Genomic DNA, 24911 nt, shown 5'->3' on the forward strand with positions numbered 1-24911 from the left:
AAGCACGATTATACCAAACTACAAATGTCTTATCCGTCACTGCTAAAGAATAGCATCATACGTTTCTAATTTAGCTCTTTTATAGTAAGTAAAGGTATCTTCACTTACAGGTTTTAACTTGCAACCAAACTGAATACTCATTTCAGCTAGATTCATGCCAATAAGCACAAAACCTCACTTAAGGTTTCTGATCATTTCTCATAAGTAATTTATTAAAAGAAAATAACTGACCGGTTTTGGCCCAGACTGTGTGAAAACTCAAAATCCGTGTTTTTGTAGCCAATCTTGCAATCATAGTGGTGCTTAAAAATGATCTAAGCGGTTAGAACCAGCCATCATCATTATTTTGCGGCTATGCATTCTTTGAAGACATTTCGTCAGAAGTCTCTGTAAAACATTGAGCGAAGACCTTTTTATAGGCAAATACAGGCATTACGCCTGCAATGCCTTGATTAATGTTCCGATTCCCATAATATTAATCACGCGCTTCAAATTATAAGCCAGAACATGCAGACTCATCTCCGCACTGACACGTTCTAGGGTTCTCGTCTGAAAATGTGTATAGCCCATCCATAATTTTATTGTCCCAAATGGATGTTCGGCTGTATTTCTTCTTGCCGTCATTCGTTCGGGCTCTTTGTTAATTCGATCCTCGACAGTATCAAGTACAGCCTCATGCTCCCATCGACTGATGCGCCGATTTTCCCCAGTTGTACATTGTGATTTTATCGAACAATTAATACATGCCGATGACCAATATCGCCTGATCAACTTTCCTTTATCTTCGCATGAAAATCGATAGATGGCGCGTTCACCGGCAGGACACTCATACTCATCATCTTCAGGTTTATAAATAAAGTCACGCTTACCGAAAAGACCTTTGGCTTGATTGCCAGATGTTTCACATTTTGGGAGATAAATTTGAATACCGGCGTCTTCACACGCCTTTATTTCTTTACCGTTAAAGTAACCTCGATCGGCGACAACGGCCAGTTCATCAGTTGCCATTGCTTCTTTTGCCTGCATAGCCATATTCGCCAATTGCGCACGATCATTGCCGACATTGGTTACCTCATGCGCAACGATTAGATGATGTTTTGTATCTACTGCAGTCTGTACGTTGTAGCCCACTATGCCAGACCCACGCGTTATCATGGAGCGTGCATCTGGATCAGTCAGTGATATTTGTTTATCGGGTGTAGCGAGCAGCTGCTCTTCGATTTTATTGAGTCGTTGTATTTCTTTCTTGAGCTTGGTTATCTTATTTTCAAGCCGCTCAGTTTTGTCTTTTGCTATAGTGGTTTCCTGTCGATCAACACTATTCATCTGAGCCAGATACCGGTCAATGCTCTCATCAATCTGTTCCAGTCGGCGCTTTAATTTGGCGCGAGTAAAGTTTCGGTCACAATTGTTCACGGCTTTGAACTTACTACCATCAATGGCAACAAATGCGTCGCTAAATAAATCCAGTTTGCGGCAAACCATCACAAAATCACGGCAGACTAAACGTATCGCCTTAGATAGTGTCGTCACAAGTTAGAAATTACTATATAATTATGCTGTAAGTGATTATTATAAATGGTAATAATATGTCAGAAGCTCATCGTAGACATGATCTGTCAGATCATGTCTGGTCGTTACTGGAACCCCATTTGCCAGGGCGATCGTGGGGAGGTGTTGCAAAAGATAATCGTCAGTTTATCAACGCGGTATTCTGGATTTTACGTACGGGCGCACCCTGGCGGGATTTGCCGCCGGATTACGGCGACTGGAAGAACACGCATCGACGATTTTGCCGATGGCGGGACAAAGGGGTTTGGGAAAAGTTACTGGAATTACTGGTCAATGATCCGGACTACGAATGGTTAATGATTGATGCCAGTCATATTAAAGTACATCCGCATGCATCTGGCGCGAAAGGCGGGAACCAAGCGATGAATCGCACAAAAGGGGGCTCAACACGAAATTACACCTGGCCGTGGATGCGCATGGTATGCCGGTCCGAATGTTTATTACAGACGGTACCACAGCGGATTGTACACAAGCTGTTGAATTAATCAGAGGCATCAATGCCGACTATTTGTTGGCTGATCGGGCTTATGATACCAATGAGATAGTTGAACACTGTGAGACTAAACAAATAGAACCAGTAATTCCATCGAAGAAAAATCGTATTCGCCCGCGTAATCATGATAAAAACTTATACCAATATCGACATTTAGTGGAAAATGCATTCTTACATCTAAAGCGTTGGAGAGGCATTGCAACACGATATGCGAAGAATGCTGCATCGTTTCTGGCGGCTGTCCATATACGATGCATCGCTATTTGGGCTAGTATCTCGTGACGACACTCTCTAGTATTGTTTTTACGAAAATCAGAAATGGTTTTGAAGTCAGGTGCCAAACGACCAAGTAGCCACATCAGCTCAACATTGCGTCCAGCTTCACGTTCCAGGCGACGAGTTGATTGAATTCGGTTAAGATAGCCGTAGACATAGAGCTTTAGCATGGTTGCCGGATGATAAGACGGTCGACCGGTGAATTTGGGTTCCGTTTTGAAGCCCATGCCTGACAGATCAATGCTGTCAATAAATACATCAATTACTCGAACGGCATTTTCTTCTGCAATGTAATCGTCGAGTATTTCTGGAAACAAAGTAGCTTGAGTCCGTGCTTCGCCCTCAATGAACCTACTCATGGAATACTCCAATTAACTGGAAAGTATAATTATATAACCAATTGGGTTTTCACACAGTCTGGGCCGAAAACGGGTGGCTCCATTAGGGTGAAATTTGACAGTTATCCAAAAGCTGCGAACAAAATCCCAAATACGACGGCACCACACCGGAACAGGCACAAGAACATCTCAATAAGGTCTGGGCCAGAATCCGTGCAAAACTGGATCGTGAGAATATACAACCCTATGGCTTTCGAATTGCAAAGCCGCAACATGACGGCACACCACACTGGCACATCCTGCTATTTATGCCACCTGAACATACAGCAAAAGTTCGAGAAATTATCTGTCGTTACGCACTGCAAACCGATGGCAACGAACCCGGCGCAAGTGAGCACCGATTCAAAGCTGTTACTATTGATAAAAGCAAAGGCACAGCAGTAGGCTATATCGCCAAATACATATCAAAAAATATCGACGGCCACGGCCTTGAAAAAGACATTGACGGCAACCCGATACAGGAAGCAGCCGAACGGGTTGAAGCCTGGGCGTCCACCTGGGGAATCCGGCAATTTCAGCAAATTGGCGGCGCACCGGTCAGTATTTGGCGAGAATTGCGCAGAATTAACAGTGCACCTGAAGGCATCCTGCTACAAGCACAGCAGGCAGCCGACGAAAACGAATGGTGGAAGTTTATACAGTTAATGGGCGGCACATCTGCCAAACGAAAAGATAACCCGATCCGGCTAATGAAAGAAGATTGCATGGAACCAGGCAAGTATGGCGATCCGATAGGACAAAAAATCTGTGGCGTAGAAACCGACTCCATTCAACTGCCGACACGCTTGCATCAATGGCGCATTGAAAGATGTTCAGTGGGTACTGAATCAATGAATCGGCATGCCGCAAAGAGTCCGAGTGGGAGCGTCAGCGACCGCGAGGACACATTTGCGGCGCAGCCGCCTTGGAGTTCTGTTAATAACTGTACGTGATAGATGTTCTAAGTGATTATTTTTTTATAAATTTTCTAATTTTTGCATGCACATAGTTGTTGCTTCTAAAAATACATCTAAGTAATCTAGACGCTCAGCTGATACGTTTGATTCTTTGAGTGAATTTAATTCTTCATTGGATATGATTTTGCTTTTATCAACAAATGAATGAACAGCAATGATGCTATCAAGCTCTTCATTTGTAAAACCTATTAATTTATCATTATTTTCAATATAATTATTTATTAATAAGGAAAATTTTTTATTGATTTCAAATCGAATTTTTTTTAGCTCATTTTCATCATTTATTTGAAAATTTAATATCTGTTCAATTAACTTGTCAGTCTGAATTAATTCTTCGTGAATATATAATAACCTATTCCTAATCCTATCTTTCTTGGCATTTTCTGTATCGATAATTATCTTTAATACAAAATATAAAAATCCAAGAGTAATTCCAATACCACCATAAGAAATAATTGCTATTTGTTGCCACTCAGTTAATGTAAATACAGATATTTTCTTGCAGGTATGTATAGAATAAAGATAGCCAATAAAAAAAATAAATAATATCTGCAAAAAAATAATTAAAAGAACTGATAATGCTATAGTTTTGGATTTTGGGGAGTATTAGAAATTCTGTGTCATTCCTTTAGTATTAAATTTTATAGGAGTGACGAATGAACAAGACTACAGTGCAATTTGATTTTGAAGAAGCCTTGGAATCCTTGAAAGCGGGGCGGAATTTGAATGGAAAAGATGGCATATTAACGCCATTGATCAAACAACTCACTGAAGCTGCATTGGCGGCGGAACTTGAACAGCATATCAAATCCGGGGATGAACAGAACCGGAAGAATGGCACGACGCCAAAGACTGTAAAATCAGCATCAGGTAGTTTTCAACTGGAAACACCCAGAGACCGCAACGGTACATTTGAACCTCAGTTGGTTAAAAAGCATCAGACTCATCTTACCGATGAAATCGAACGCAAAATTCTATCGTTATTTGCGTTGGGCTCCAGCTATCAGGATATCTCTGGGCATATTGCCGAGATATACGGCATTGACGTTTCATCGGCGACGATCAGTGCAGTCACTGACAAGCTTATTCCGGAGCTTAGGGAATGGCAGCAACGGCCATTGGATAGTCACTATCCGTTCGTGTGGCTGGATGCCATACATCACAAAGTGAAAGACGATGGCCGGTATGTCAGCAAGGCAGTTTATACCGTACTTGGCTTAAACATTGAAGGAAAGAAGGAAGTACTAGGGTTGTATGTATCGGAAAGCGAAGGCGCCCGGTTTTGGCTTTCCGTACTGACAGATTTAAATAACCGTGGCGTACAGGATATCCTTATTGCCGCCGTTGATGGACTCGTGGGTTTTCCTGAGGCAATCAACAGTATTTTTCCAGAAACCGAGGTTCAGTTATGCATTATTCATCAAATCCGCAATTCGATGAAATATGTGGCGTCAAAAAATCAAAAAGCATTCATGGCTGACCTGAAACCGGTATACAAAGCGCCGACCATTGATGCAGCTGAAGATGCGCTTGATGCATTGGAAGCCAAATGGGGAAAACAGTATCCCATCGTGATTCAATCCTGGCGCAACAAATGGGAAAATTTATCGGTATACTTCAAATATCCTGAACCGATACGCCGTGTGATTTATACAACCAACACCATTGAGGCCGTACATCGCCAATTTCGCAAACTGACAAAAACCAAAGGTGGATTTCCGAATGAAAACAGTCTACTAAAGCTACTGTATGTCGGAATTAAAAATGCCAGCAAGAAATGGACGATGCCGATACAGAACTGGAATTTGACATTATCCCAGTTAGCGATATATTTTGAGGGTCGTTTGGATGCGGCGTTGGATTTATGAATTTAATACAGATTTTTATGTCACCGCTGAAACTGGTTAGCGTATCGACACGAATTGTGTCGATCGGTCACCGGTTTCAGTGGTCAACAAGCGAAGCGCGTTAGGTGATTGGCAAACTGACACAGAATTTTGAACACCCTCGGATTTTGTCAATTTTGTAAAAACGTAATTATTGGTTATAACCAGTTTCTATTTCTTTCATAATTATTGCTAATTTCACTCGACTTATATTCTCTAATTTTATTTTTTTAAGAATATGTTCTTTTTTTCCAAATTTTGTGAAATATGCAAATACTTCATTAGACCAGGAGGGCCCAACTCTTTTCACATTTCCAAAATCTAATGTAATGAATACATTATCATTTTCCCATTGTTCTTTATCATCTAGTCCATTTAGAAATTTTGTTCGAAAATCTAGCCCAGTAAATTTTCCATCTCTTTGATATTCATCTCTATTAGTTAGGCTGGAAGAAAATTCTTTACCTACATCAACATACTTCATGTCTAATTCTCAAGTATCTTTTTTGCTGGAATAACAAAATGATATAGTGTTCCAGCAAAAATACGTGAATTTGCAGTTCCAGATTTCATTATTTTTCCTTGTGAATTAATACTTAAATAGCCTCTTTGTGATAGAAGATTAATCCCTATTCCACACTCTAAGCAGGCTTCTACTATCCTATTTAAACCATTTCCTCTACGCGAACCTTTTGAAAAGCGTTTTGTAAACGGTAGTTTTCCTTTAGCGTCTTTAATTGAAGCTCTTATTGCACCACTTATATTTTCTTTTAATGCCATTAAAATATATTTTCCGTCATCATCGCTTCTAATTTCTTTCTTTATTTCAATTCCTTGCGGCCCTGTTTGTAATGAATTTTTAATACCTATACCATTATCAGCGAGACATAAAGAAATTATTCCAGTTCTTTTATGATATTGGGTAAGTGTCCACCAACCATCATCCTTATGGCTATGTCCATGTTCAGTTACATTATTAAAGGCCTCAATCAATACAATACAATCAAAAATCTCAATTTGGTCTTCTGTTAATAAACTATATTTCTCAAGTACACGACAAATTGCATCTTCTCTGGATTTAATTTCTGATGGTTTTTTTTCCCTTTTTATTTTGACTATTTCATCATCATATGCTATTGCATTATTTTTACTCACATCTTCTTCTACATTAACATAATCGTAAAATCCACAATGTTGTAGATATGAATTAACAGTTTCATCTTGTGGCTCAGTCGATGATAAAGACGGTATATAGCCCTCTTTTGCTGTTATTTCTGTCCATTGTTTGAAGGAACATAATAAAGTTACCGCAGTCGGCCAAATCCGTGTGCATTTATCTAAATTGAAAAGTATCAATTTTGATTGAGAATCAATAAAAGAAGAAGATATTTTAATAAATTCATCAAAATTTTTTTCTAAACCAAAATGTCCATCAATTACAATTGGCAAAAATTTAGAATCAAATTTTATTTTTTTATAAAACTTCGTTTGAAATTTTTTCTTCTTTTTTCTTAAGGCCTGAATAGAAGTATCGTATATAAATTTTTTTTCAATACGCTTCTTTCTATAAGCTATAGATTTTAAATAATTTGATTCAAGCTTTATTTTTCTTAGAATACTTTTATTTTTCTTTTTTAAGTAATTCTGTAGTTTCCTGGGTATTTTCTTCACAAGTTTGTAGTCATTTTTAAAAAAATTAATACAACGACATAAAATAACTGCTATTTCATTTTTGCATTTAGGTAAAGTGAAGAGTTCTGTTATTCAAAGATTACAAAAACCTATGATTTGTATTTTACATTTGATGGCAATATTGTGCTAACAGTAAAAAGATTTTAGAAATCAAGCTTATAATCTCAACTCCTAATTTAATATTTTGTGTTAGGTTATGTTTATTTAATGCTACAAATTTATGGTTAAAGTATGGGAGAAAAACATTTTAATATAATTAGATCAGAAGAGTTCATTGCATACGACTTAGAGTTAATAAAGAACAGGAATAAGTGGCAAAAATATTGTCGTGTTGTTGCTAATGCAATGAGCGCCATTCCATGGATTGGAAGTCTTTTAACCTCTGGATCAGCAACTCATGGCGAAAATGAACAAGGAAATGTAAACCAATTATATGAAGAATGGCTAAAAGTTCATAAATCTAAGATAGAGCAACTTATGATTGCATTAGACGAAATGGCTGGAAGACTTGAATCAATTCCAGAAGAATTTGACGAGCGCATTCAATCTGAAAAATATTTGAGTCTTGTTCGTAGAGCATTTCACTCTTGGGATAATGCGGAAACTAAAGAAAAAAGAGAATATGTAGTTAATCTAATATCTAATGCCGCCGCTTCGCATCTTTGCCCTGACGATCAAGTAAGACTTTTCAATGATTGGTTGGATCAATATCATGAAATTCATTTTAAAGTTATTCGTGCGATTTATCAGCATCCAGGCGTTACACGTCTTGGTATTTGGCAATCAGTTAGCAAAATTGTTCCACGCGAAGATAGTGCCGAAGCTGATCTATTTAAGTTGTTGATCCGTGACTTGAGTACTGGTGGCGTTATTCGTCAATATCGTGAAACAACATATGATGGCCATTTTGTCAAACAAAGCACGAAAGGCAAAAATAGAAATAATAGTTCAAGGACTATGGAATCGGCGTTTGAAGACACTAAGCAGTATCAGCTTACAGAGCTAGGATCTCAATTCGTTCACTATACAATGAATCAGGTAGTTAAACGAATAAAAAGTACTTAAGAGATCTACCAACAAATTGTCTACAGCTAACTGTAATTAATAAATATAAAGTCATTTCAATAAAGCTTTGCAGAAAGCTGAAAATACGAATTATGATTCCGATGCCAAGATACTGATTTTTGATGCACCTGGTTACAAATTTAATTGACTCAATAACCAATTTCTCAGTAGTAATTTTCTTTCCGTAACTTATTTCAATCTTCTGTCTACATAGCGTCTACACAAATAAATTATTTTTTTGTTATTTTGTGTAACTTATTGAATTTATTGGTGCCGACACCAAGAATCGAACTCGGGACCTTCTGATTACAAATCACCAATTCTTTGTATTTATCTGTATTTATGAAAATTTATATAAATATGCGAATCTTTATGCAACAAGGCGTTAAGGGCAAATTTAGCATTTGCACATATTGATATAAATGCACTAAAATGCACCTGGAATGTAACCCCGGTGTAACCCCAATTTACCATGACCAAAAAATTCAACTTTACAAAAGCGGAGATTGATACCCTACCCTTACCACAAAAAGGCAAGCGCGACACGTATCATGACACAAAGGTGAGCGGTTTGCACTTACGCATATCATCGACGGGCATAAAAACTTTCAGCGTCTTTAAACGTATAAAAAGTGGCAATCCTGAACGTATAACGCTGGGACGCCACCCCGACATGACGATTGATCAAGCAAGGCGAAAAACCATGGAAATCAATTTGATTATAGCTGATGGCAAAAGCCCGGCCGAAGCTAAACGCAAATTGAAATCAGAATTTCATTTCTGTGATTTATTTACCGAATATTTAGAAAGACACTCCAAACCAAAGAAAAAAACGTGGGCGGATGATCTGGATAATTATAAAAAACATGTTGAAAAACATTTGGGCAAAAAAAAGTTGTCAGAAATTAGTCGAGCAACAGTGTCGCTACTTCATAACAATATAACAACAAAATCAGGACCAATTGCTGCCAACAGAATATTGGCCTTAATTTCAAGTGTTTTTGGATGGGCAATATCAGCAGGACTTTGGGAAAACAACCCTGCTATTGGGATCAGGCGTAACAAAGAAAAAAGTCGAGACCGATTCATTCAAAGTGATGAACTGCCAAGATTCTTTCAGGCGCTTTCAGAAGAGCCAAATGGAACGATTAGAGATTATGTTTTAATTTCGCTATTAACCGGTGCACGCAGATCAAATGTCTGCTCGATGAGATGGAGTGATATTAACTTTGACCGAGCTGAATGGCGTATAGAAGCAACAAAAAACAATACACCCCAAACGGTAACACTTTCACCTGAAGCGGCTGAGGTTTTGCAAAACCGAAAATCAGATGATAGTGAATTTGTTTTCCCCGGTATCGGCAAATCAGGACATCTTCAGGAACCAAGAAAAGGATGGGAGCGCATATTAAAACGTGCAGGAATAAAAGATTTGCGACTTCATGACTTAAGGCGCACACTGGGAAGCTGGCAAGCAAAGACCGGCGCATCACTGGCGATTATTGGCAAATCTCTTAATCATAAGAATCAAAACACAACGGCGATTTATGCGCGACTTGATCTTGATCCGGTTAGAAACTCGGTGAATACGGCCACAAGCGCTATGCTTGCAGCTGGCGGGCTAACAAAACCAGGTGAAATTGTGCAATTTAAGAAAAAGAAATAACCGAGACCTTTGCAAAACCTCTAGCATCATAAAACTCATTAAAAACAATTCATTGTAAACTAAACAACCCTCGCTTATAAGGCGAGGGGTTTCAACCATCCCCGAAAGGGACACTAATTTGTTAGCTTCTAATAAATTGTAGCAATTCAAATCTGTCTGAAAGTTACCGATTTATCGGAAGTGACTGTCAGGCCAATTCAGTAAAATTTCTTACCAAATTTTTTGCCATCAATGGGCGTATCCATCGGTGTTCTTCCGCAACACATTTTGCCTTGGTGTGTGCGTGCGTTCATTATTATAGTAATGCAATCTGATAAAATTCCAGCAGAACGGTTTTATGGAAACGTTCACAGATACCGTTAGTTTGTGGTGATTTGACTTTTATTTTGGTATGGTCGATATCGTTGAGCACCAGGTATAGTTGATAATCATGGCGTTCTGTTGTGCCACAGTATTCAGTCCCTCGATCGGTTAGCACACGTAACAAGGGAAGCTCATACTGCTCAAAGAACGACAAGACTTTATCGTTAAGCATATCGGCTGCTGTAATCGGTGTTTTTGTCGTATAAAATTTAGCCAATGTGATTTGGCTGTAGGTATCGATTGTTGACAACAGGCATCAATAACAAGCGAGGAGTTAGCATTCTTATATTCACAATTAGTTTTTCTAATTCCACAAGATTCGCTTAACAATAATATATAAATTAGCCTCAAATGTCTATAACAGAGCAAAAATGCACCAAATAGTGCACTAAAAGTAATGGATTGGACGCCAACCACCCTAAACGGCATCAAAGTGCCAAAGTAGTGACGCATTGACAGGTCAGTTTCAAACAAACTCGGTTTATGAAAAGTTTTACTGGGTGTGAGCATCGATAAATCACCATTTCAACCCACTGCTGTCCCGTTAAGGGCATTAACCAATTGATATAGAAAAGAAAAACATTTCCATGTCTCAAGCGATTTTTTGAATAAAAATGACATTTTATATCAATATGTTGCAACAAATATTGGCTTCGGTTAACGGGACACTAGTGATTTCAACCAGAAATAAGTGCTTATTGTAACATTTTTCGGTTGATTTGATCAGTACAAGAAAATATATTTGTGATTGATATCAAATGCTTGGGAGTATTTAAGGGTCGACTAAATAAGAAAGGAGCGTCCCACATGAGGATTACAACAATTGGCATTGGTCTAGAAAGAAGTGTTTCAGATTCACGGCCTTGATGACCGCAGTAAAATTGTGTTGCGCAAACAATTGCGCCGGAATGGTATGGCAAGGTTTTTGCCCGGCGAACAAAAATGCTCGCAATATTTAGGAGTTACTTGCCAGAAACACTAAATACCACCCCAATCACACTTCGGCAGCATCCGCTGCTAAAGCCTGATCAAGGTGGCCAAATAAAAGTGTATTGGTAATGTCACATCGAAAACGAGTTTAAGGAGATAAACTACTGCAGATTGCACGGACAATCATGACATGTTGGCGAAATTGGTTAGACCGCGGTTGGGAAAGTTCGGAGTGTGACAAGCACACTTAGTGCGCAAAAAAGGTAGAACCCCGACCAGCGTATTCCATTAGGAACAGAAGCAATATACTTCACATCAAATCCGGATGTAAGGCTGCAATCTTTACCTGCTCAAACATTAATTGAAAGCTCGTCATACCGTAGGTGTCCATGTATACACTACTGTATAAACTGCCGCCATTTCCTGGAACAGCGCAGTAGTTCAAGTGACCCGTAAGGATTCGCCTTAACCATACGTCAGTTTCAGGTATTGGCATGTGAAACGCTTACGAGGCGAATGCTTGATCTCTAGAAGTTGGGTTCGCATACGCTTCTTGATCGTCCTCCTTCCGACAACAAACCACTTTCCCTCTTTTGAATTTATACAACAATGCATAAGCCCAAGAATGCCAAATATAACCTGTTGGCGATGGGCGGCCACCGAAAAACCAGGTGATTATGTTTGGCTTTTAAGTATTCTAGAATTAGCAATCTGTGCGACTTATTGCAACAATGCCTTACCTAAAAAATATTGTTCTTTATGAGTGTTCTTATCGTTATTAAGTCCACAACATGTTTCCCAATCTCCCGCCCCTTTATTTTTCAGCAACTCCCTCATTTTAAATTCTATGTTGCCATTGTTTTTTCGAGCTATAAGTACAATATCTCCAATCTCGTATGGTGTTTCCGGGCGTTTTTTTATCCAAACCATATCGCAATCGTTTATGCCTTTGCTCTTCATTGAATCACCATCTGCCATAACAAGCTGATAATTGGAAGCATTCTCTTCATTTATTTCTTCGGGGACAAACACATATTTGTGAGGATGTTTGCTAATGAATTTGCGAATATCTGCATCATTTATATTTTTCTCATTTGCTTTAGAGACATCATCCCAAGTTACTGGATCCACAGAAACTCCATTTTTTTGTTGCTTAAAAACACCACAATTTGCTTTTAAAAAAACTGGAGCACTGTAAATATTAAGAAATTTTCCATTTTTTAACTCAAAATGCCCTTTGATATATACATGATATAGCATGATAAACGCTATACTACCGATAGCGATAATGAGCAAAAATAGTTCAAGAATTGTCAACATAGTTTATTCCATGTCTCAGCGAGTAGATCACTCGCTATCAAAAGTTCAATTTATTGTAAAACAAATTACTTCTCGTCTTGAATTCAAGAAAAGAATGAAATTCACCCAAAACCAAAAACACAATTATTACAAAAACGTAGATATATAACTTGTGTGAAATACCACTTTATAAATTATAAACAAAATCTGTGGCATAAAAACAACAATAAAACCTATAAAGAGGTAGTATATATCATATTTATTAAAAAACCCGAATTCCTCAACCAGCCTTATGTTTAAAAAAATTTATCTCAAATATTTAAACACTATATTATCATCAACACCTAGCGCCATAAAAAAGTTATCTGCGATCAACACTTATCAATATAATCACCCGATAAAGCGTTAAAGGGACGATAAAAAAAATAACAAAAATATTAGGAATAACTAATTCTGGAGCTTTTAATGCCGCCCCACTCATAAATATCCCTACAAGAGAAAAGGCAACCAGGAATCTTCGTAAACTTTTAGGAATATGATCAAAGCAAGATACTAGCTCAATCAAAAGTAATAGTGACAAGAAACTAATTGATGCCAGTTCTACTTTTCTTTGCAGAAATTCTGCGAGGCCATCATTTTTTTCTTCCGAACCAGTTAAAAAAACTTCTGCTAACTCAAACAATTCTTGGATATACTCAGCGCTGAGGATACCAAGCATGACAGTTGCCGACCAAAGAAGAGCAACAGGAAAATTCCTCACACAAGACATCAGTGTTCGAGACTTTGCCTCATCGACACTTATAAAATCCATAACACTAAATTACCTTTATATTCAAAAATTTATTTTTATATTCAGTCTTGGATAAATACTAATTAAGCTTAACTTAAGTAATCTTGATAGTATCAATGTAACAACTGGCAAACTTTTCCTTCAGTCATCAAATATCCAGAAAAATCCGAATCTTTATTCCATCGGGAATTCTAGCATAGTTTATGTCCCCCAATAATCCATCATCCCTCATCCCTCACTCGCTAGTGTCAAAATAAAGCGCCGAAAATTTACCTATTTTTGAACTAAATGGATGTCCTACTTTATCAAGCAGCATGTTAAATTTCCAATTCAAACCCTAGATCATAAGAATCATTATCCTTATCAACAATAACTTACAGAGCAATAATGATAATATATGATGCTGATTTATCAATAAAACTGGCTAAAATTCAACACTAATTGACAAGCAGACATCAAGCGCTACAACTCGTCATCCGTACAATTAAATTATGTCCTTAATGAGAAAGTTTTCTAGTTTTGGTGGACATAGTTTCGTTAGTTTGTGTAGCTTCATTGTCATACTGAACAGTAATATTTTTACCGATTTCCGGCAGTTTTAAAAAATATTTGGATGGGTGTCTTATAAATTCACTTCCGGATTTTTGGTAAAAGAAGTCTTTGTCAATGTGTACTATCAAACCTTCATAGCTGTGGTTTGTTGTTTCAGCTTCTTTCGCCAAATAGATATTGTAGATACCAGCTTTTAAGTTAGGAGCCTTGGTTACTTTAATTGTTTTCCATTCCCCATCGGCTTCGTTCTGTACGAGTTTTTGTCCATTCATTACAAGCAATCTCTGTTTCATGTCAATCATCCGCGGTAATCATTGGCAAGGCGGAGGATTTTGTTGAGTAACGTACCCAACTGCTTTCTTTCTGTCATTGTTAGCTGATTAAATATCTTTTCTGTATTCGTACTTTTTCTGAAATTTTGATAAAACTGGTTGAACAGCATTTCCAGGGAATCGGTTCTTCCTAACAGAACTTCCTTTTTGGGTGCTTCATTTAAATCCTGCCTGGATGTGAGAGTTCCATCGGAGTGTGTTCCGGAATCATCCGGCTTGTTTTTTTTAACACCTTCTATACTTATCAAGCATTCTCGAATCAGTTTAATTGTACTCCGTGTAATCTCCTGATCTTCGTTTTTTAACCATAAAGCGATTTCCTGGGGATGTTTTCGGTAAACCTTGACGAGTTCGTTGATGACGGTGATGTCTTTAATTCTGCCGCTATTCACCAGATCAGAGATCAGCGGTGGCAAATCCAGTAAAGTGACATGCTGGGAAATATACGATTTGGATTTGCCAATTTGTGCAGAAATTTCTCCATAGGATTTTCCACCGGCAAGTTCGCGCCCGATAAAATCCGCAATCTCACGTGAAGTCAGGTTGTCACGTTGAATATTTTCAATAACCTGATCGGCGTGGGTATAGTCGGAATCAATAAAAGCCGGTATTGTTTTTTTGCCTGCAATCTTCGATGCGCGGTAACGTCTTGCACCATGATTGATGAGGTAGCGACCCTTTTTGGCGGGATTGGGACGTACAGATATCGGCGTTTTTACGCCGCGAAGCTTGATGGTAGCTGCAAGTTCATTGAGGGTTTTTTCATCAAAAATGGTTCTGGGCTGCTCCGTGTCTTCATCGATGAGGTTAATGGGTAATTCCGATGGTTTTGCGGCGTGTGATGAATCAGACATTTTGTCCTTATAATTATAAAATCAGATTTTGAGAATTATAGTATGACTAAATCCTGTTTGATTAAGCAATGAGTATACCACCTATAGCATAATGGTTTATTGTATCATTTATGTAAATGCTTAGGCTGCCAATTAGCGGCTAAACGTACTGACACAAACACTTTGGAGTATCTTTGTACAATCAAATTCTACTGACAAATATTTTGCGCATTCTCGATGAAAAGGGGATGACCAAAAAACAACTGGCTGAGAAATCGGGTATTTCTTTATCGTTCATGCAAGATCTCACCCTGGATAGAGGCAATCCGTCTCTCAGGATTATGGAATCCATTGCCGATGCGCTGGAAACACCGTTGCCGCTTCTTCTGGAAGTTAACGAGGAAAGTGACGAGGAATTGGCGGCATTGCTGCCGTCTTCAAAATACAAATTTTCTGATCTGCCCAATGGATATCAGAGAATACATGCTGTACTCAATGATTTTCAGGCGTTTCAGGTCAAGCAGTGGGATACGGCAAACAAAAAAATGATACAAAAAATAAAAAAAACGATAAAATAATACTTGCAATATCATTGGAATGGTTATATTGTTACACATAATATGTACTGAACGGTGTAAATATAGCCATGCAAGACACATCAGTATCAACGATATCCGATTCTCAAAATGCACCCTCATCGTCCATGTCGGCGATGTCGGTCAAGGAACGCGCCAAACGCAAGTTAGAGCGCGATGCCCGTGAAATCGTATCTGCCCTGCAAGACCCGGATACGGTGGAAATCATGGTCAATGCCGACGGGCGTATCTGGCAGGAGAAGCTCGGCCAAAAGATCACCTGTATCGGCAATCTTCAGCCTGCACAGGCTGAGGCGGTTATCAAGACCGTTGCCGGATATCACGGCAAGGAAGTCACCCGGTTCAATCCGATTATCGAAGGCGAATTTCCACTCGACAATTCCCGTTTTGCCGGACAACTGCCACCGGTCGTTACCTCCCCCACTTTCGCCATCCGTAAAAAAGCGGTTGCCATATTTACGCTTGATCAATATGTCGAAAACAGCGTGCTGTCTCCCAAACACAGCAATGTCATCAAACAAGCTGTTCACGAACATCGCAATATCCTAGTAATTGGAGGCACCGGTTCGGGCAAGACGACATTGATCAACGCCATCATCTTTGAGATGGTGCTCAACGATCCGGATGAGCGTATTTTTATTCTGGAAGATACCGGCGAGATTCAATGTGCTGCCCGGAATTTTGTGCAGTATCACACCACACTCGATGTCGACATGACGCAGTTACTCAAAACAACACTGCGCATGCGCCCTGATCGCATACTCGTCGGTGAAGTCCGAGGTGCTGAAGCCCTTGATTTGCTCGATGCCTGGAATACAGGTCATGAAGGCGGTGCTGCCACGTTGCATGCGAATGATGCTTTGTCCGGCCTGACGCGCCTGGAATCACTCATTTCAAGAAACAACCACGCACCTGCTGAAATCAAGCCGCTCATCGCAGAAGCGGTCGATGTGGTAATCCATATCGCTCGTACAAAGCATGGCAGACAGGTGCACGAAATACTTGAAGTCTACGGTTTTAAAAGAGGGAATTACCAGACCCGGCGATTGTAATACTGTTTGAGGAGTTAATCATGAAGCTGATTCAGAACAACCATAATCCCTTTTTGTTTTACGCACTATTGACTCTCATGTTTCTGGGTTTGCTCCTGTTCGCCAATAACACCCTGGCAGCCGTTGGCGCCGGTGGTGCATTACCGTATGAATCGTGGCTGGTAAATCTGCGCAATTCCGTAACCGGCCCGGTTGCATTCACTTTATCTATCGTCGGCATTGTTGTTGCCGGTGGCATTTTAATCTTTGGCGGTGAATTGAACGCATTCTTCCGCACGCTGATTTTTATCGTACTAGTCATGGCGTTGTTGGTAGGCGCCAACAATATCATGACCAATCTGTTCCAGGGTGCTGTGATTCCGGTTGATGAGGTTTATGAAATAAATCGTGCAGATTCTCTGACAGCACCTGATGCATTGGAGAACCCAAGGAACTGAACAACAAAGCAATAAAACAGCACAACAGTTTGCAAGTGTAGCAGCAATAAAAATCGCCTGAACTCTATCAGGCAGTGATGAATTCCTGTATCCAGGAGGTATGACATGGCGTTACGAACCATACCGATCAGACAATCGGGTAACCGTCCAAATCTCTTCATGGGCGGTGACCGGGAACTGGTAATGTTCTCAATCCTGATTGCCGCCACATCCATTTTTGCGGCAATGGAAATCAAGACCACGCTGTTTGGTATTGCATTGTGGATCTTCGCATTGTTTGCGCTTCGCTTGATGGCCAAACATGACCCACAACTGCGCCATGTGTATCTTCGCCAGCTGCGCTACAAAAAATATTATCCGGCCAGAAGCACGCCATTTACCGTCAACCCGCCACATATGGAAAAGCAGTTCCAATGATCACCGCGATAACCATACTGATTGCTGTACTGGGCGCATTACTGCTGTTGATGCTATTCATGCGCATCCGTGAGACGGAGCAAACATTCAAACTCGACAAATACCGTTCCAAAGATACCGGCTTTGCCGATTTGCTGGTGTATGCCGCTGTTGTGGAAGACGGTGTCATTGTCGGCAAAAACGGTGCATTGATGGCTGCCTGGCAATTCTGCGGCGCCGATACCGCTAGCAGCACGGATGTCGAGCGTGAACAGGTGTCATTACACATCAATCAGGCGTTATCACGGTTGGGTAACGGTTGGATGATTCATGTAGATGCCATTCGCAAGCCCGTACTCGGGTATTCGGACAAAGGCCTGTCGAATTATCCCGATCCGGTAACGGCAGCGATTGATCAGGAACGCCGTGAATTGTTTGAGCGAATCGGTGAATTGTACGAGAGCTGCTTTGTCGTCACATTGACATTCCTGCCACCGATGCTCGCGCAGCGCAAGTTTGTCGAACTCATGTTTGATGACGACACGGATAATCCAGATTTCAAATCACGCACCAACAGTCTGTTGCAGTATTTTGAGCGCGAATGCGCCAACTTTGAATCGCGGTTGTCCTCCTCGTTTGAATTGACGCGTTTAAAAAGCAAAAGCCAAGTCAATGAAGACGGCACGACAACCACATTGGATGATTTCCTGTCATGGCTGCAACTGTGCATTACCGGCAACGATCAACCGATGGTTTTGCCATCCAATCCGATGTATCTCGATACTATCCTCGGCGGTCAGGAAATGTGGGGCGGTGTCGTACCCAAAGTTGGGCGCAACTTTATACAAACGGTATCGATTGAAGGTTTTCCGCTGGAATCAACGCCCGGAATGCTTAATATCTTGTCGGAGCTACCCGGTGTCTACCGCTGGTCATCACGCTACATTTTTATGGATACGCATGAAGCGGTGGCGCATCTGGATCAATACCGCAAAAAGTGGAAACAAAAGATACGCGGTTTCTTCGATCAGGTATTCAACCTGCAAAGCAGTCATGTGGATGAGGATGCACTCAATATGACTGAAGATGCGCAATCGGCAATTGCGGAAACCAACAGCGGTTTTGTTGCGCAAGGCTACTATACCAGTGTCGTTGTTTTAATGATGGAAGACCGTGCCGCTTTGGAAGATGCCGCACGCAAAGTGGAAAAAGCCATCAATCATCTGGGCTTTGCCGCAAGAATAGAAACCATCAATACCATGGAAGCGTATCTCGGCAGTCTGCCCGGCCATGGCGTTGAGAATGTACGCCGTCCGTTGATCAACACGATGAATCTCGCCGATCTGCTGCCGGTCAATACCATCTGGACGGGCAAATCCCAGGCACCGTGTCCGATGTATCCGCCGAGCTCACCTCCACTCATGCATTGCGTCACACAGGGCGCCACCCCATTCCGATTAAACCTGCATGTACGTGATCTCGGCCACACCTTCATGTTTGGTCCGACCGGTGCGGGCAAGTCTACGCACCTGGCACTGATTGCCGCACAGCTTAGACGTTATAAGAACATGTCAGTTTACTGCTTTGACAAGGGATTGTCGATGTATCCGTTGACCAAAGCCGTTGGTGGGCAGCATTTTACTGTGGCCGGAGATGATGAAGCACTCGCGTTTTGTCCGTTACAGTTTCTCGACTCCAAAGGCGACCGTGCCTGGGCGCTGGAGTGGATTTGCACGATGGTGGAATTAAACGGAATTACTGTCTCACCCCAGCAGCGTAACGAAATCAGTCTCGCGATTACCAACATGCACCAGAGTGGCTCGCACACATTATCCGACTTTCTGGTAACGATCCAGGATGAAGCCATACGCGAGGCACTCAAGCAATACACCATCGACGGCATGATGGGCCATCTGCTCGATGCCGAGGAAGACGGGTTGCATTTATCGAGTTTTACCACATTCGAGATTGAAGAACTCATGAATCTCGGTGAGAAATATGCACTGCCAACACTGCTGTATCTGTTCCGGCGCATTGAACGCAGCCTGCAAGGCCAGCCTGCTGCCATCCTGCTTGATGAAGCATGGCTCATGCTGGGTCACCCGGTATTTCGCGCAAAGATTCGTGAATGGCTCAAGGTCATGCGTAAAAACAATTGCCTGGTATTGATGGCAACACAGAGTTTATCGGATGCCGCCAACAGCGGCATACTCGATGTTATTGTCGAATCGACTGCCACCAAAATATTTTTGCCCAACGTATTCGCGCGTGATGAAGAAGCGGCAGCACTGTACCGGCGCATGGGATTGAATACTCGCCAGATTGAAATCCTCGCGACTGCCGTACCCAAACAACACTATTACACCGTATCGGAAAACGGCAGACGCTTGTATGAACTCGCACTTGGCCCACTGGCACTCGCGTTCGTCGGTTCGACCGACAAGGAATCGATAGCTACGATTAGAAATCTCTGTGCCAAATACGGCGATGGCTGGGTGAATCAGTGGCTGGCAATGAAAGGACTCAAACTATCGGATTATGGGGTGGCTGCATGAGTACCATCAGTGATTTGACCGAAAAAATCAAAAAGCGAAAATTCAGCCTTACTGGCAAATCCGGTGAACCAATCCGCGCCGATGATGAGATCGATTCATCATCTTTCATTAAAGGCGGACGCCGTACTGGTGAATCGGAGAATCCGTATCTGTCAGCCCGGCGTACCTGGAACGATCATATGCGTTCTGTTCAATCGTCGAGAAACATGTGGCAGATGCTCGCGATTCTCTGTTTGATGATTGCACTGGCCGGTGTTGGCGGCATGATTTATATTGGCAGCCAATCGAAGTTTATTCCGTATGTCGTTCAGGTCAATAAACTCGGCGAAGCAATTGCGGTCTCTCGTGCTGATGTTGCAGCCGTTGCCGATCAGCGAGTGGTACATGCATCTCTCGCATCGTTCATTAACGATGTCAGGATGGTGACACCGGATATCGCATTACAGCGCAAGGCCATCTTCAGAGCATACGCCATGCTTAAAACCAACGATCCGGCAATGGCCAAAGCGAATGAATGGTTTAACGGCACCGAATCCAGCAGTCCGTTCAAACGTGCGGAAACACAAACCGTGAGTGTGGAAATCATTTCCGTGATTCCACAATCGCCAGAAACCTGGCAGGTTGACTGGCTGGAAAAGGTGTATGACCGACAAGGTCACCAACTGGAAGCACCGTTTAAGATGCGTGCACTGTTACGAGTCTATCACCGTCCACCAACGCAAAGTACCACTGAAGAACAAATCCGCAACAATCCGCTGGGTATTTACATCCAGGATTTCTCCTGGTCGCGGCAATCGTAATGAGGTTCCATCATGAAACGCATAATCACTTTAGTCACCATTTTTTTAATCATTACAGATGTTGCTTCCGTTTCCGCCAGCAACCTGACTGAAGCCTATTTCAGCGGCAAGAATCCGCAGTTAACGCAGCAGGAGCGTGAAGCCATCGCGATGGCAAAGAAATGGCAGGCAAACAGCGCTCAGGGCATTAAGCCGGTTGCAGGTACTGATGGTTCAATCCGTTTCCTGTTCGGTGCGCAACAACCGAGCATCGTCTGTGCGGTATTACAGGTGTGCGATATTGAATTACAACCGGGTGAGCAGGTCAATTCCATCCACCTGGGCGATCAGGCGCGCTGGCTCATAGAACCGGCGATTACCGGGCAAGGATCCAACGAAGTGCAACACTTGATCGTCAAGCCAATGGATGTGGGATTGGAGACTTCACTTGTGGTTACCACCAATCGCAGAACCTACCACATACGACTGCGTTCACACCGGCGCGAATTCATGCCGCGTGTCGGTTTCATTTACCCCGAAGACGCATTGGCTAAATGGGATGCGATCAAAGCCCAAGAGAACCGCGCACTTGAAATCCGACAGTCTCGCGTAATACCGGAAACCGGAGAGTATCTCGGCAATCTCGATTTTGCGTATTCAGTATCCGGCAATGCGGTATGGAAACCGGTGCGTGTGTATAACGACGGTCAGAAAACCATCATCCAGATGCCCAAGGTCATGGCGCAGACAGAAGCGCCGACGTTATTGCTGCTGAATAAAGAAGGCGGCCTGTTCAAAAAAGACGACACCGTCATGGTCAATTATCGTCTACAAGGCGACCGCTACATCGTCGATGCGGTGTTTGACAAGGCAATTCTGGTGGCCGGTGTCGGCGACAATCAAAACCGTATCACGATTACACGGGGGAATTGATCATGTTGCCACAATTTCATGTTGCCAAACCCAGTAGATGCTCCATCAACAAATCTGTTCTGATTTGTACAGTTATTCTGCTATTACTGGGTGGCTGTGCAACAACACAACCCTATGGCAGTTTCATACAGAATCCGTCACCGGCATTCAGTCAATACAGCAAAGTCATGGCCGACGATGTGGCCGACCAGATTGGACGGCTTTATCCGGCGGCAACCACACAGTTTAATTTACGCCATAACGCCAATGATCTGTTCGGGCAGGTGTTAATCGATAAGCTACGCAGCGATGGGTTTGCTGTCCTGGAAAGCACCAGCCCGGCAAATTCCTTTTTGGCCGCAATTCATTCACCAGAAGAATCCGAGAATTCAAATAGCACACCAACATTTGATGAATCCACACGGAATAATGGCTTGGCACTCGGTTACATCATCGATCAATCGAGTGATTTGTATCATGTCAGCATTCTGATTGAAGATCAGCAATTGACACGCGCATTTATTGCCCAGTCCGAACAGATTCAACCGGCGGGATTGTGGGTACGCAAGGAATAAACGGTAACGGAAAGCCTGGGATATAGACATCATGACAAATCATTCCAAACTGCTGTCACCTGAATCATCGCCAGATGTGGTTTCCAAAAGCGTTGGCGTGCGCCGCGTCAACAATCTGCCGCTGTATATCTTTGGCGCCATCATGCTGATTTTTATGTTGCTCATGGGCATTGTGGCGATGAACCGCGCAACTGACCGTAACAGTGCCTATGATTTCGACAGTAATCATGATGCCCAGTCGAGCAGTAATTTTGCAAACCTGATTGCCAAGGATTATATCGGCGGCATTATCGAGCCCAAAGTTCAGCAGGAAACTTCAGATATACCAGATGACCGGTTTATCAAAGATTGGCGCGAGGCAATTATTATTGAGCGTCCAGCCGATCTGGATTTGCCGCCAGCGCCGCCGTCTCTGGATCATTCCAATGCTTCGCACAATGCCGAACTTGAACATATCCGCCTGCTCAAGCGTCAACAGCTTGAAGAAGCAATCAAAGCCAAAACCAGCGTCAATGTAATTGCACCCAGAAGTGCTGCTTCCGCACCGCAATACACTAATACCGGCGGCTCACCATCTCGTGAGGAAGCACTGGCTGAAATGGCCAGAGTACGCCAGCAGATCGATGCGAATCTGCGTGAAGACCCAACCGCTGCATATCATGCACGGCTTGCGCATTTGCGGCAAGGTCAAAGCGGATTGGGTGCTGGTGGTGGCGCCGGTATCGGTGATGACTATGATGATACAGCGCCGATGCTGCTAAACGATCCGGTAACCGGCAATGTGAATGATTATGCGCGTTTCGATTCAGCCAATGGCGATGAACGCTGGAAACTCGACAGCGACGTTAAAAAACCGCAATCGCCTTATATCCTGCAAACCGGCTTTGTGATTCCGGCAACCTTGATTTCCGGCATTAATTCCGAATTGCCCGGACAAATCATGGCACAGGTGAGTCAGCATATTTATGACTCGCCGGTCGGCAAATACCGTTTGATTCCGCAAGGCTCGCGCCTCGTGGGTACTTATTCGAGTGAAGTCGAGTTCGGTCAGGCTCGCGTGCTGGTGGCCTGGCAGCGCATTATCTTTCCGGATGGCAAGACGATGGATATCGGTGCGATGCCCGGGGCCGATGGTATCGGTTATGCCGGATTCAAGGATCAGGTTAACAACCATTATCTGCGCATCTTCGGATCAGCGCTGATCATGTCCGCGATTGTAGCCGGTACTGCCTATAGCCAGCGCGATTCGGGCGGTGCATTCGGGCGGCAGAATGCGGGCAGCATCATGAGCCAGTCGCTCGGTCAGCAACTTGGACTGGTTACCGCCAATCTGATTCGCAAAAACATGAATATTTCACCAACGCTTGAAATCAGACCCGGATACCGGTTCAACATCATCGTGACCAAGGACATGGTGTTCAACAAGCCTTATCAATCATTTGACTATGCAAGGAGTAATCACTAATGACAATCAGTAGAAGCCAATCCAACCATTTCTCTCTTTGCAAAAAAATTGCAGGAATCATTGTAACTCTCTTAGCTATGTTTAACACAAACGCCAATGCTGGCGGCATTCCCGTTATCGATGCGGCCAACATCCAGCAAACCACAGTTGCCGCGATAGAAAATGTATCGCAGACCTTGAAACAGATACAACAGTACCAAACGCAATTGCAGCAATACGAAAACATGATCCGCAATACCCTGGCGCCACCGGCGTATGTCTGGGCACAGGCGCAGTATACGATGAACAAGCTCATGCATATGACCGACACCATCCGCTATTACGGTCAGCGTTATGGCGGATTGGACGGTTATCTGCAACGATTCCGTAATGTCAATTACTACCGCAGTTCACCGTGTTTCAATCTCGACGGCAATTGCACCGAATCAGCGTGGGGCATATTAAAGCAGGGACAGGAAGCCAGCACTGATGCGCAAAAGAGTGCGAATGACGCTGTACTACGTGGCCTTGATCATCATTCGCAACAGATACCACTCGATGCCGCCCAACTGCAAATCCTGCAGCAACGCACCCAAACCGCTGAAGGACAAATGGAAGCATTGCAATATGCCAATCAGCTTGCAGCCCATCAGGCCAACCAGTTGCTGCAAATCCGTCATTTGCTGATCGCGCAACATAACGCCATCAATGCCCAGAACCAAGCCAAAGTCGATCAGGAAGCCATGTGGCAGGCGTCGCGGGAAACAGCTACAAAACGATTGAGTCCGCAAACATTACCGACTGGGCGAAACTGGCTGGTCAGGGATGCATTCTAATTTCTCATTTCAAGGAGAGTGTCATGAAAAATATTCGCATAATCAGCTTGGTGGTTTGTTTGTTTTCTTTGGTAGCGCTGCCTGGTTGCTCTAAGGATGGAGACGGCCAGCTTGAGTTGAAAGAACCGAAGAAAGAATTGAGTGAAATGCCTCAAGGCAAAGATTGGTTATCTGATCCGAATTTGTTTCTTAACCATGAAGATAACACCGAGTAACTGTTATAAAC

The 24911-nt window shown here is 42.4% G+C and carries 21 protein-coding genes and 6 pseudogenes; 17 read left to right on the forward strand and 10 right to left on the reverse strand.

From position 1 onward, the window contains the following. Nucleotides 1–432 precede the first annotated feature (432 nt). Nucleotides 433–1518 (reverse strand): annotated as a pseudogene (locus MRK00_01865) (IS1182 family transposase). Between the two features lie 71 nt (nucleotides 1519–1589). On the opposite strand from MRK00_01865, the gene MRK00_01870 reads away from it, so the two are divergent. Next, nucleotides 1590–2347 (forward strand): IS5 family transposase gene (locus MRK00_01870; protein ID MDR4516132.1). Its coding sequence is split into 2 segments (ribosomal slippage): nucleotides 1590–1941 and nucleotides 1941–2347, totalling 759 coding nucleotides; the frame shifts between segments, so codons are not numbered across the junction. A 14-nt stretch (nucleotides 2348–2361) separates the two neighbouring features. Here the strand turns inward: MRK00_01870 and MRK00_01875 are convergent. Next, nucleotides 2362–2700, reverse strand: a pseudogene (locus tag MRK00_01875) (transposase). A gap of 173 nt (nucleotides 2701–2873) precedes the next feature. Here MRK00_01875 and MRK00_01880 point away from each other — a divergent pair. After that, a pseudogene (locus tag MRK00_01880) lies at nucleotides 2874–3671 on the forward strand (replication endonuclease). Nucleotides 3672–3695: 24 nt separating this feature from the next. On the opposite strand, the gene MRK00_01885 reads toward MRK00_01880, so the two are convergent. Then, complete coding sequence (locus MRK00_01885; GenBank protein MDR4516133.1) at nucleotides 3696–4250, reverse strand: hypothetical protein; 555 nt, start codon at nucleotides 4248–4250, stop codon at nucleotides 3696–3698. 101 nt (nucleotides 4251–4351) lie between these two features. On the opposite strand from MRK00_01885, the gene MRK00_01890 reads away from it, so the two are divergent. Continuing rightward, nucleotides 4352–5563 carry an IS256 family transposase gene (locus MRK00_01890; GenBank protein MDR4516134.1) on the forward strand — a complete coding sequence of 404 codons (1212 nt, stop codon included), beginning with the start codon at nucleotides 4352–4354 and terminating at the stop codon, nucleotides 5561–5563. 169 nt (nucleotides 5564–5732) lie between these two features. Here MRK00_01890 and MRK00_01895 read toward each other — a convergent pair whose 3' ends face one another. Further along, on the reverse strand, nucleotides 5733–6065 hold the full coding sequence (locus tag MRK00_01895; GenBank protein MDR4516135.1) for an STAS-like domain-containing protein: 333 nt from the start codon (nucleotides 6063–6065) through the stop codon (nucleotides 5733–5735). Between the two features lie 2 nt (nucleotides 6066–6067). Then, entirely contained in the window at nucleotides 6068–7252 is a 1185-nt protein-coding gene (locus tag MRK00_01900; GenBank protein ID MDR4516136.1) for a hypothetical protein, read from the reverse strand. Nucleotides 7253–7504: 252 nt separating this feature from the next. Here MRK00_01900 and MRK00_01905 point away from each other — a divergent pair, with 252 nt between their 5' ends. Both MRK00_01905 and MRK00_01910 read left to right on the forward strand, forming a co-directional pair. Then, on the forward strand, nucleotides 7505–8338 hold the full coding sequence (locus MRK00_01905; protein MDR4516137.1) for a hypothetical protein: 834 nt from the start codon (nucleotides 7505–7507) through the stop codon (nucleotides 8336–8338). Nucleotides 8339–8810: 472 nt separating this feature from the next. Continuing rightward, nucleotides 8811–10004, forward strand: coding sequence for a tyrosine-type recombinase/integrase (locus MRK00_01910; protein ID MDR4516138.1), 1194 nt, complete (start codon nucleotides 8811–8813; stop codon nucleotides 10002–10004). A gap of 197 nt (nucleotides 10005–10201) precedes the next feature. Here MRK00_01910 and MRK00_01915 read toward each other — a convergent pair. Continuing rightward, a pseudogene (locus MRK00_01915) lies at nucleotides 10202–10614 on the reverse strand (IS481 family transposase). 560 nt (nucleotides 10615–11174) lie between these two features. Here MRK00_01915 and MRK00_01920 point away from each other — a divergent pair. Next, nucleotides 11175–11283 (forward strand): annotated as a pseudogene (locus tag MRK00_01920) (IS110 family transposase). 734 nt (nucleotides 11284–12017) lie between these two features. Here the strand turns inward: MRK00_01920 and MRK00_01925 are convergent. From MRK00_01925 to MRK00_01940, 4 genes are all read right to left on the reverse strand, one after another. Then, the gene (locus MRK00_01925) at nucleotides 12018–12617 is read right to left on the reverse strand and encodes a hypothetical protein (protein ID MDR4516139.1); all 600 of its coding nucleotides are present in this window, start codon (nucleotides 12615–12617) and stop codon (nucleotides 12018–12020) included. 340 nt (nucleotides 12618–12957) lie between these two features. Beyond that, nucleotides 12958–13407, reverse strand: a complete 450-nt coding sequence (locus tag MRK00_01930; GenBank protein MDR4516140.1) for a hypothetical protein — start codon at nucleotides 13405–13407, stop codon at nucleotides 12958–12960. A gap of 476 nt (nucleotides 13408–13883) precedes the next feature. After that, nucleotides 13884–14231 (reverse strand): conjugal transfer protein TraO, encoded by a 348-nt coding sequence (locus tag MRK00_01935; GenBank protein ID MDR4516141.1) that lies wholly within the window; start codon nucleotides 14229–14231, stop codon nucleotides 13884–13886. Nucleotides 14232–14236: 5 nt separating this feature from the next. Beyond that, nucleotides 14237–15124: a ParB/RepB/Spo0J family partition protein gene (locus MRK00_01940; protein ID MDR4516142.1), complete on the reverse strand. Its 888-nt coding sequence runs from the start codon at nucleotides 15122–15124 to the stop codon at nucleotides 14237–14239. Between the two features lie 173 nt (nucleotides 15125–15297). Between MRK00_01940 and MRK00_01945 the strand changes: the two genes are divergently transcribed. From MRK00_01945 to MRK00_01995, 11 genes and pseudogenes are all read left to right on the forward strand, one after another. Then, nucleotides 15298–15681 (forward strand): helix-turn-helix domain-containing protein, encoded by a 384-nt coding sequence (locus tag MRK00_01945; protein MDR4516143.1) that lies wholly within the window; start codon nucleotides 15298–15300, stop codon nucleotides 15679–15681. Nucleotides 15682–15749: 68 nt separating this feature from the next. Continuing rightward, a complete protein-coding gene (gene trbB, locus MRK00_01950; protein MDR4516144.1) occupies nucleotides 15750–16751 on the forward strand; it encodes a P-type conjugative transfer ATPase TrbB in 1002 nt (333 codons plus the stop codon). A gap of 113 nt (nucleotides 16752–16864) precedes the next feature. Then, nucleotides 16865–17104 (forward strand): annotated as a pseudogene (locus MRK00_01955) (TrbC/VirB2 family protein). Between the two features lie 189 nt (nucleotides 17105–17293). Continuing rightward, nucleotides 17294–17605 (forward strand): conjugal transfer protein TrbD, encoded by a 312-nt coding sequence (locus MRK00_01960; protein MDR4516145.1) that lies wholly within the window; start codon nucleotides 17294–17296, stop codon nucleotides 17603–17605. Beyond that, a complete protein-coding gene (locus MRK00_01965; GenBank protein MDR4516146.1) occupies nucleotides 17602–20139 on the forward strand; it encodes a VirB4 family type IV secretion/conjugal transfer ATPase in 2538 nt (845 codons plus the stop codon). The genes MRK00_01960 and MRK00_01965 overlap by 4 nt, the downstream gene beginning before the upstream one ends. Further along, entirely contained in the window at nucleotides 20136–20939 is an 804-nt protein-coding gene (locus MRK00_01970; protein ID MDR4516147.1) for a VirB8/TrbF family protein, read from the forward strand. The genes MRK00_01965 and MRK00_01970 overlap by 4 nt, the downstream gene beginning before the upstream one ends. A gap of 12 nt (nucleotides 20940–20951) precedes the next feature. After that, nucleotides 20952–21851 (forward strand): P-type conjugative transfer protein TrbG, encoded by a 900-nt coding sequence (gene trbG / locus MRK00_01975; GenBank protein MDR4516148.1) that lies wholly within the window; start codon nucleotides 20952–20954, stop codon nucleotides 21849–21851. Nucleotides 21852–21853: 2 nt separating this feature from the next. Then, nucleotides 21854–22405: a conjugal transfer protein TrbH gene (locus MRK00_01980; protein ID MDR4516149.1), complete on the forward strand. Its 552-nt coding sequence runs from the start codon at nucleotides 21854–21856 to the stop codon at nucleotides 22403–22405. A 31-nt stretch (nucleotides 22406–22436) separates the two neighbouring features. Continuing rightward, the gene (locus MRK00_01985; protein MDR4516150.1) at nucleotides 22437–23870 is read left to right on the forward strand and encodes a TrbI/VirB10 family protein; all 1434 of its coding nucleotides are present in this window, start codon (nucleotides 22437–22439) and stop codon (nucleotides 23868–23870) included. Nucleotides 23871–23947: 77 nt separating this feature from the next. Continuing rightward, nucleotides 23948–24685: a P-type conjugative transfer protein TrbJ gene (trbJ, locus tag MRK00_01990; GenBank protein ID MDR4516151.1), complete on the forward strand. Its 738-nt coding sequence runs from the start codon at nucleotides 23948–23950 to the stop codon at nucleotides 24683–24685. Nucleotides 24686–24708: 23 nt separating this feature from the next. Continuing rightward, on the forward strand, nucleotides 24709–24900 hold the full coding sequence (locus tag MRK00_01995) for a hypothetical protein (protein MDR4516152.1): 192 nt from the start codon (nucleotides 24709–24711) through the stop codon (nucleotides 24898–24900). Nucleotides 24901–24911 lie beyond the last annotated feature (11 nt).

The organism is Nitrosomonas sp., assembly GCA_031316255.1.
GTDB lineage: Bacteria > Pseudomonadota > Gammaproteobacteria > Burkholderiales > Nitrosomonadaceae > Nitrosomonas.

What these genes read in the sequence shown, in the direction of transcription:
- MRK00_01890 (MDR4516134.1), top strand. Translation starts at nt 4,352, where the DNA reads ATGAACAAGACTACAGTGCAATTTGATTTTGAAGAAGCCTTGGAATCC.
- MRK00_01895 (MDR4516135.1), bottom strand. Translation starts at nt 6,065, where the DNA reads ATGAAGTATGTTGATGTAGGTAAAGAATTTTCTTCCAGCCTAACTAAT.
- MRK00_01905 (MDR4516137.1), top strand. Translation starts at nt 7,505, where the DNA reads ATGGGAGAAAAACATTTTAATATAATTAGATCAGAAGAGTTCATTGCA.
- MRK00_01910 (MDR4516138.1), top strand. Translation starts at nt 8,811, where the DNA reads ATGACCAAAAAATTCAACTTTACAAAAGCGGAGATTGATACCCTACCC.
- MRK00_01925 (MDR4516139.1), bottom strand. Translation starts at nt 12,617, where the DNA reads ATGTTGACAATTCTTGAACTATTTTTGCTCATTATCGCTATCGGTAGT.
- MRK00_01930 (MDR4516140.1), bottom strand. Translation starts at nt 13,407, where the DNA reads ATGGATTTTATAAGTGTCGATGAGGCAAAGTCTCGAACACTGATGTCT.
- MRK00_01935 (MDR4516141.1), bottom strand. Translation starts at nt 14,231, where the DNA reads ATGAAACAGAGATTGCTTGTAATGAATGGACAAAAACTCGTACAGAAC.
- MRK00_01940 (MDR4516142.1), bottom strand. Translation starts at nt 15,124, where the DNA reads ATGTCTGATTCATCACACGCCGCAAAACCATCGGAATTACCCATTAAC.
- trbB (MDR4516144.1), top strand. Translation starts at nt 15,750, where the DNA reads ATGCAAGACACATCAGTATCAACGATATCCGATTCTCAAAATGCACCC.
- MRK00_01960 (MDR4516145.1), top strand. Translation starts at nt 17,294, where the DNA reads ATGGCGTTACGAACCATACCGATCAGACAATCGGGTAACCGTCCAAAT.
- MRK00_01965 (MDR4516146.1), top strand. Translation starts at nt 17,602, where the DNA reads ATGATCACCGCGATAACCATACTGATTGCTGTACTGGGCGCATTACTG.
- MRK00_01970 (MDR4516147.1), top strand. Translation starts at nt 20,136, where the DNA reads ATGAGTACCATCAGTGATTTGACCGAAAAAATCAAAAAGCGAAAATTC.
- trbG (MDR4516148.1), top strand. Translation starts at nt 20,952, where the DNA reads ATGAAACGCATAATCACTTTAGTCACCATTTTTTTAATCATTACAGAT.
- MRK00_01980 (MDR4516149.1), top strand. Translation starts at nt 21,854, where the DNA reads ATGTTGCCACAATTTCATGTTGCCAAACCCAGTAGATGCTCCATCAAC.
- MRK00_01985 (MDR4516150.1), top strand. Translation starts at nt 22,437, where the DNA reads ATGACAAATCATTCCAAACTGCTGTCACCTGAATCATCGCCAGATGTG.
- trbJ (MDR4516151.1), top strand. Translation starts at nt 23,948, where the DNA reads ATGTTTAACACAAACGCCAATGCTGGCGGCATTCCCGTTATCGATGCG.
- MRK00_01995 (MDR4516152.1), top strand. Translation starts at nt 24,709, where the DNA reads ATGAAAAATATTCGCATAATCAGCTTGGTGGTTTGTTTGTTTTCTTTG.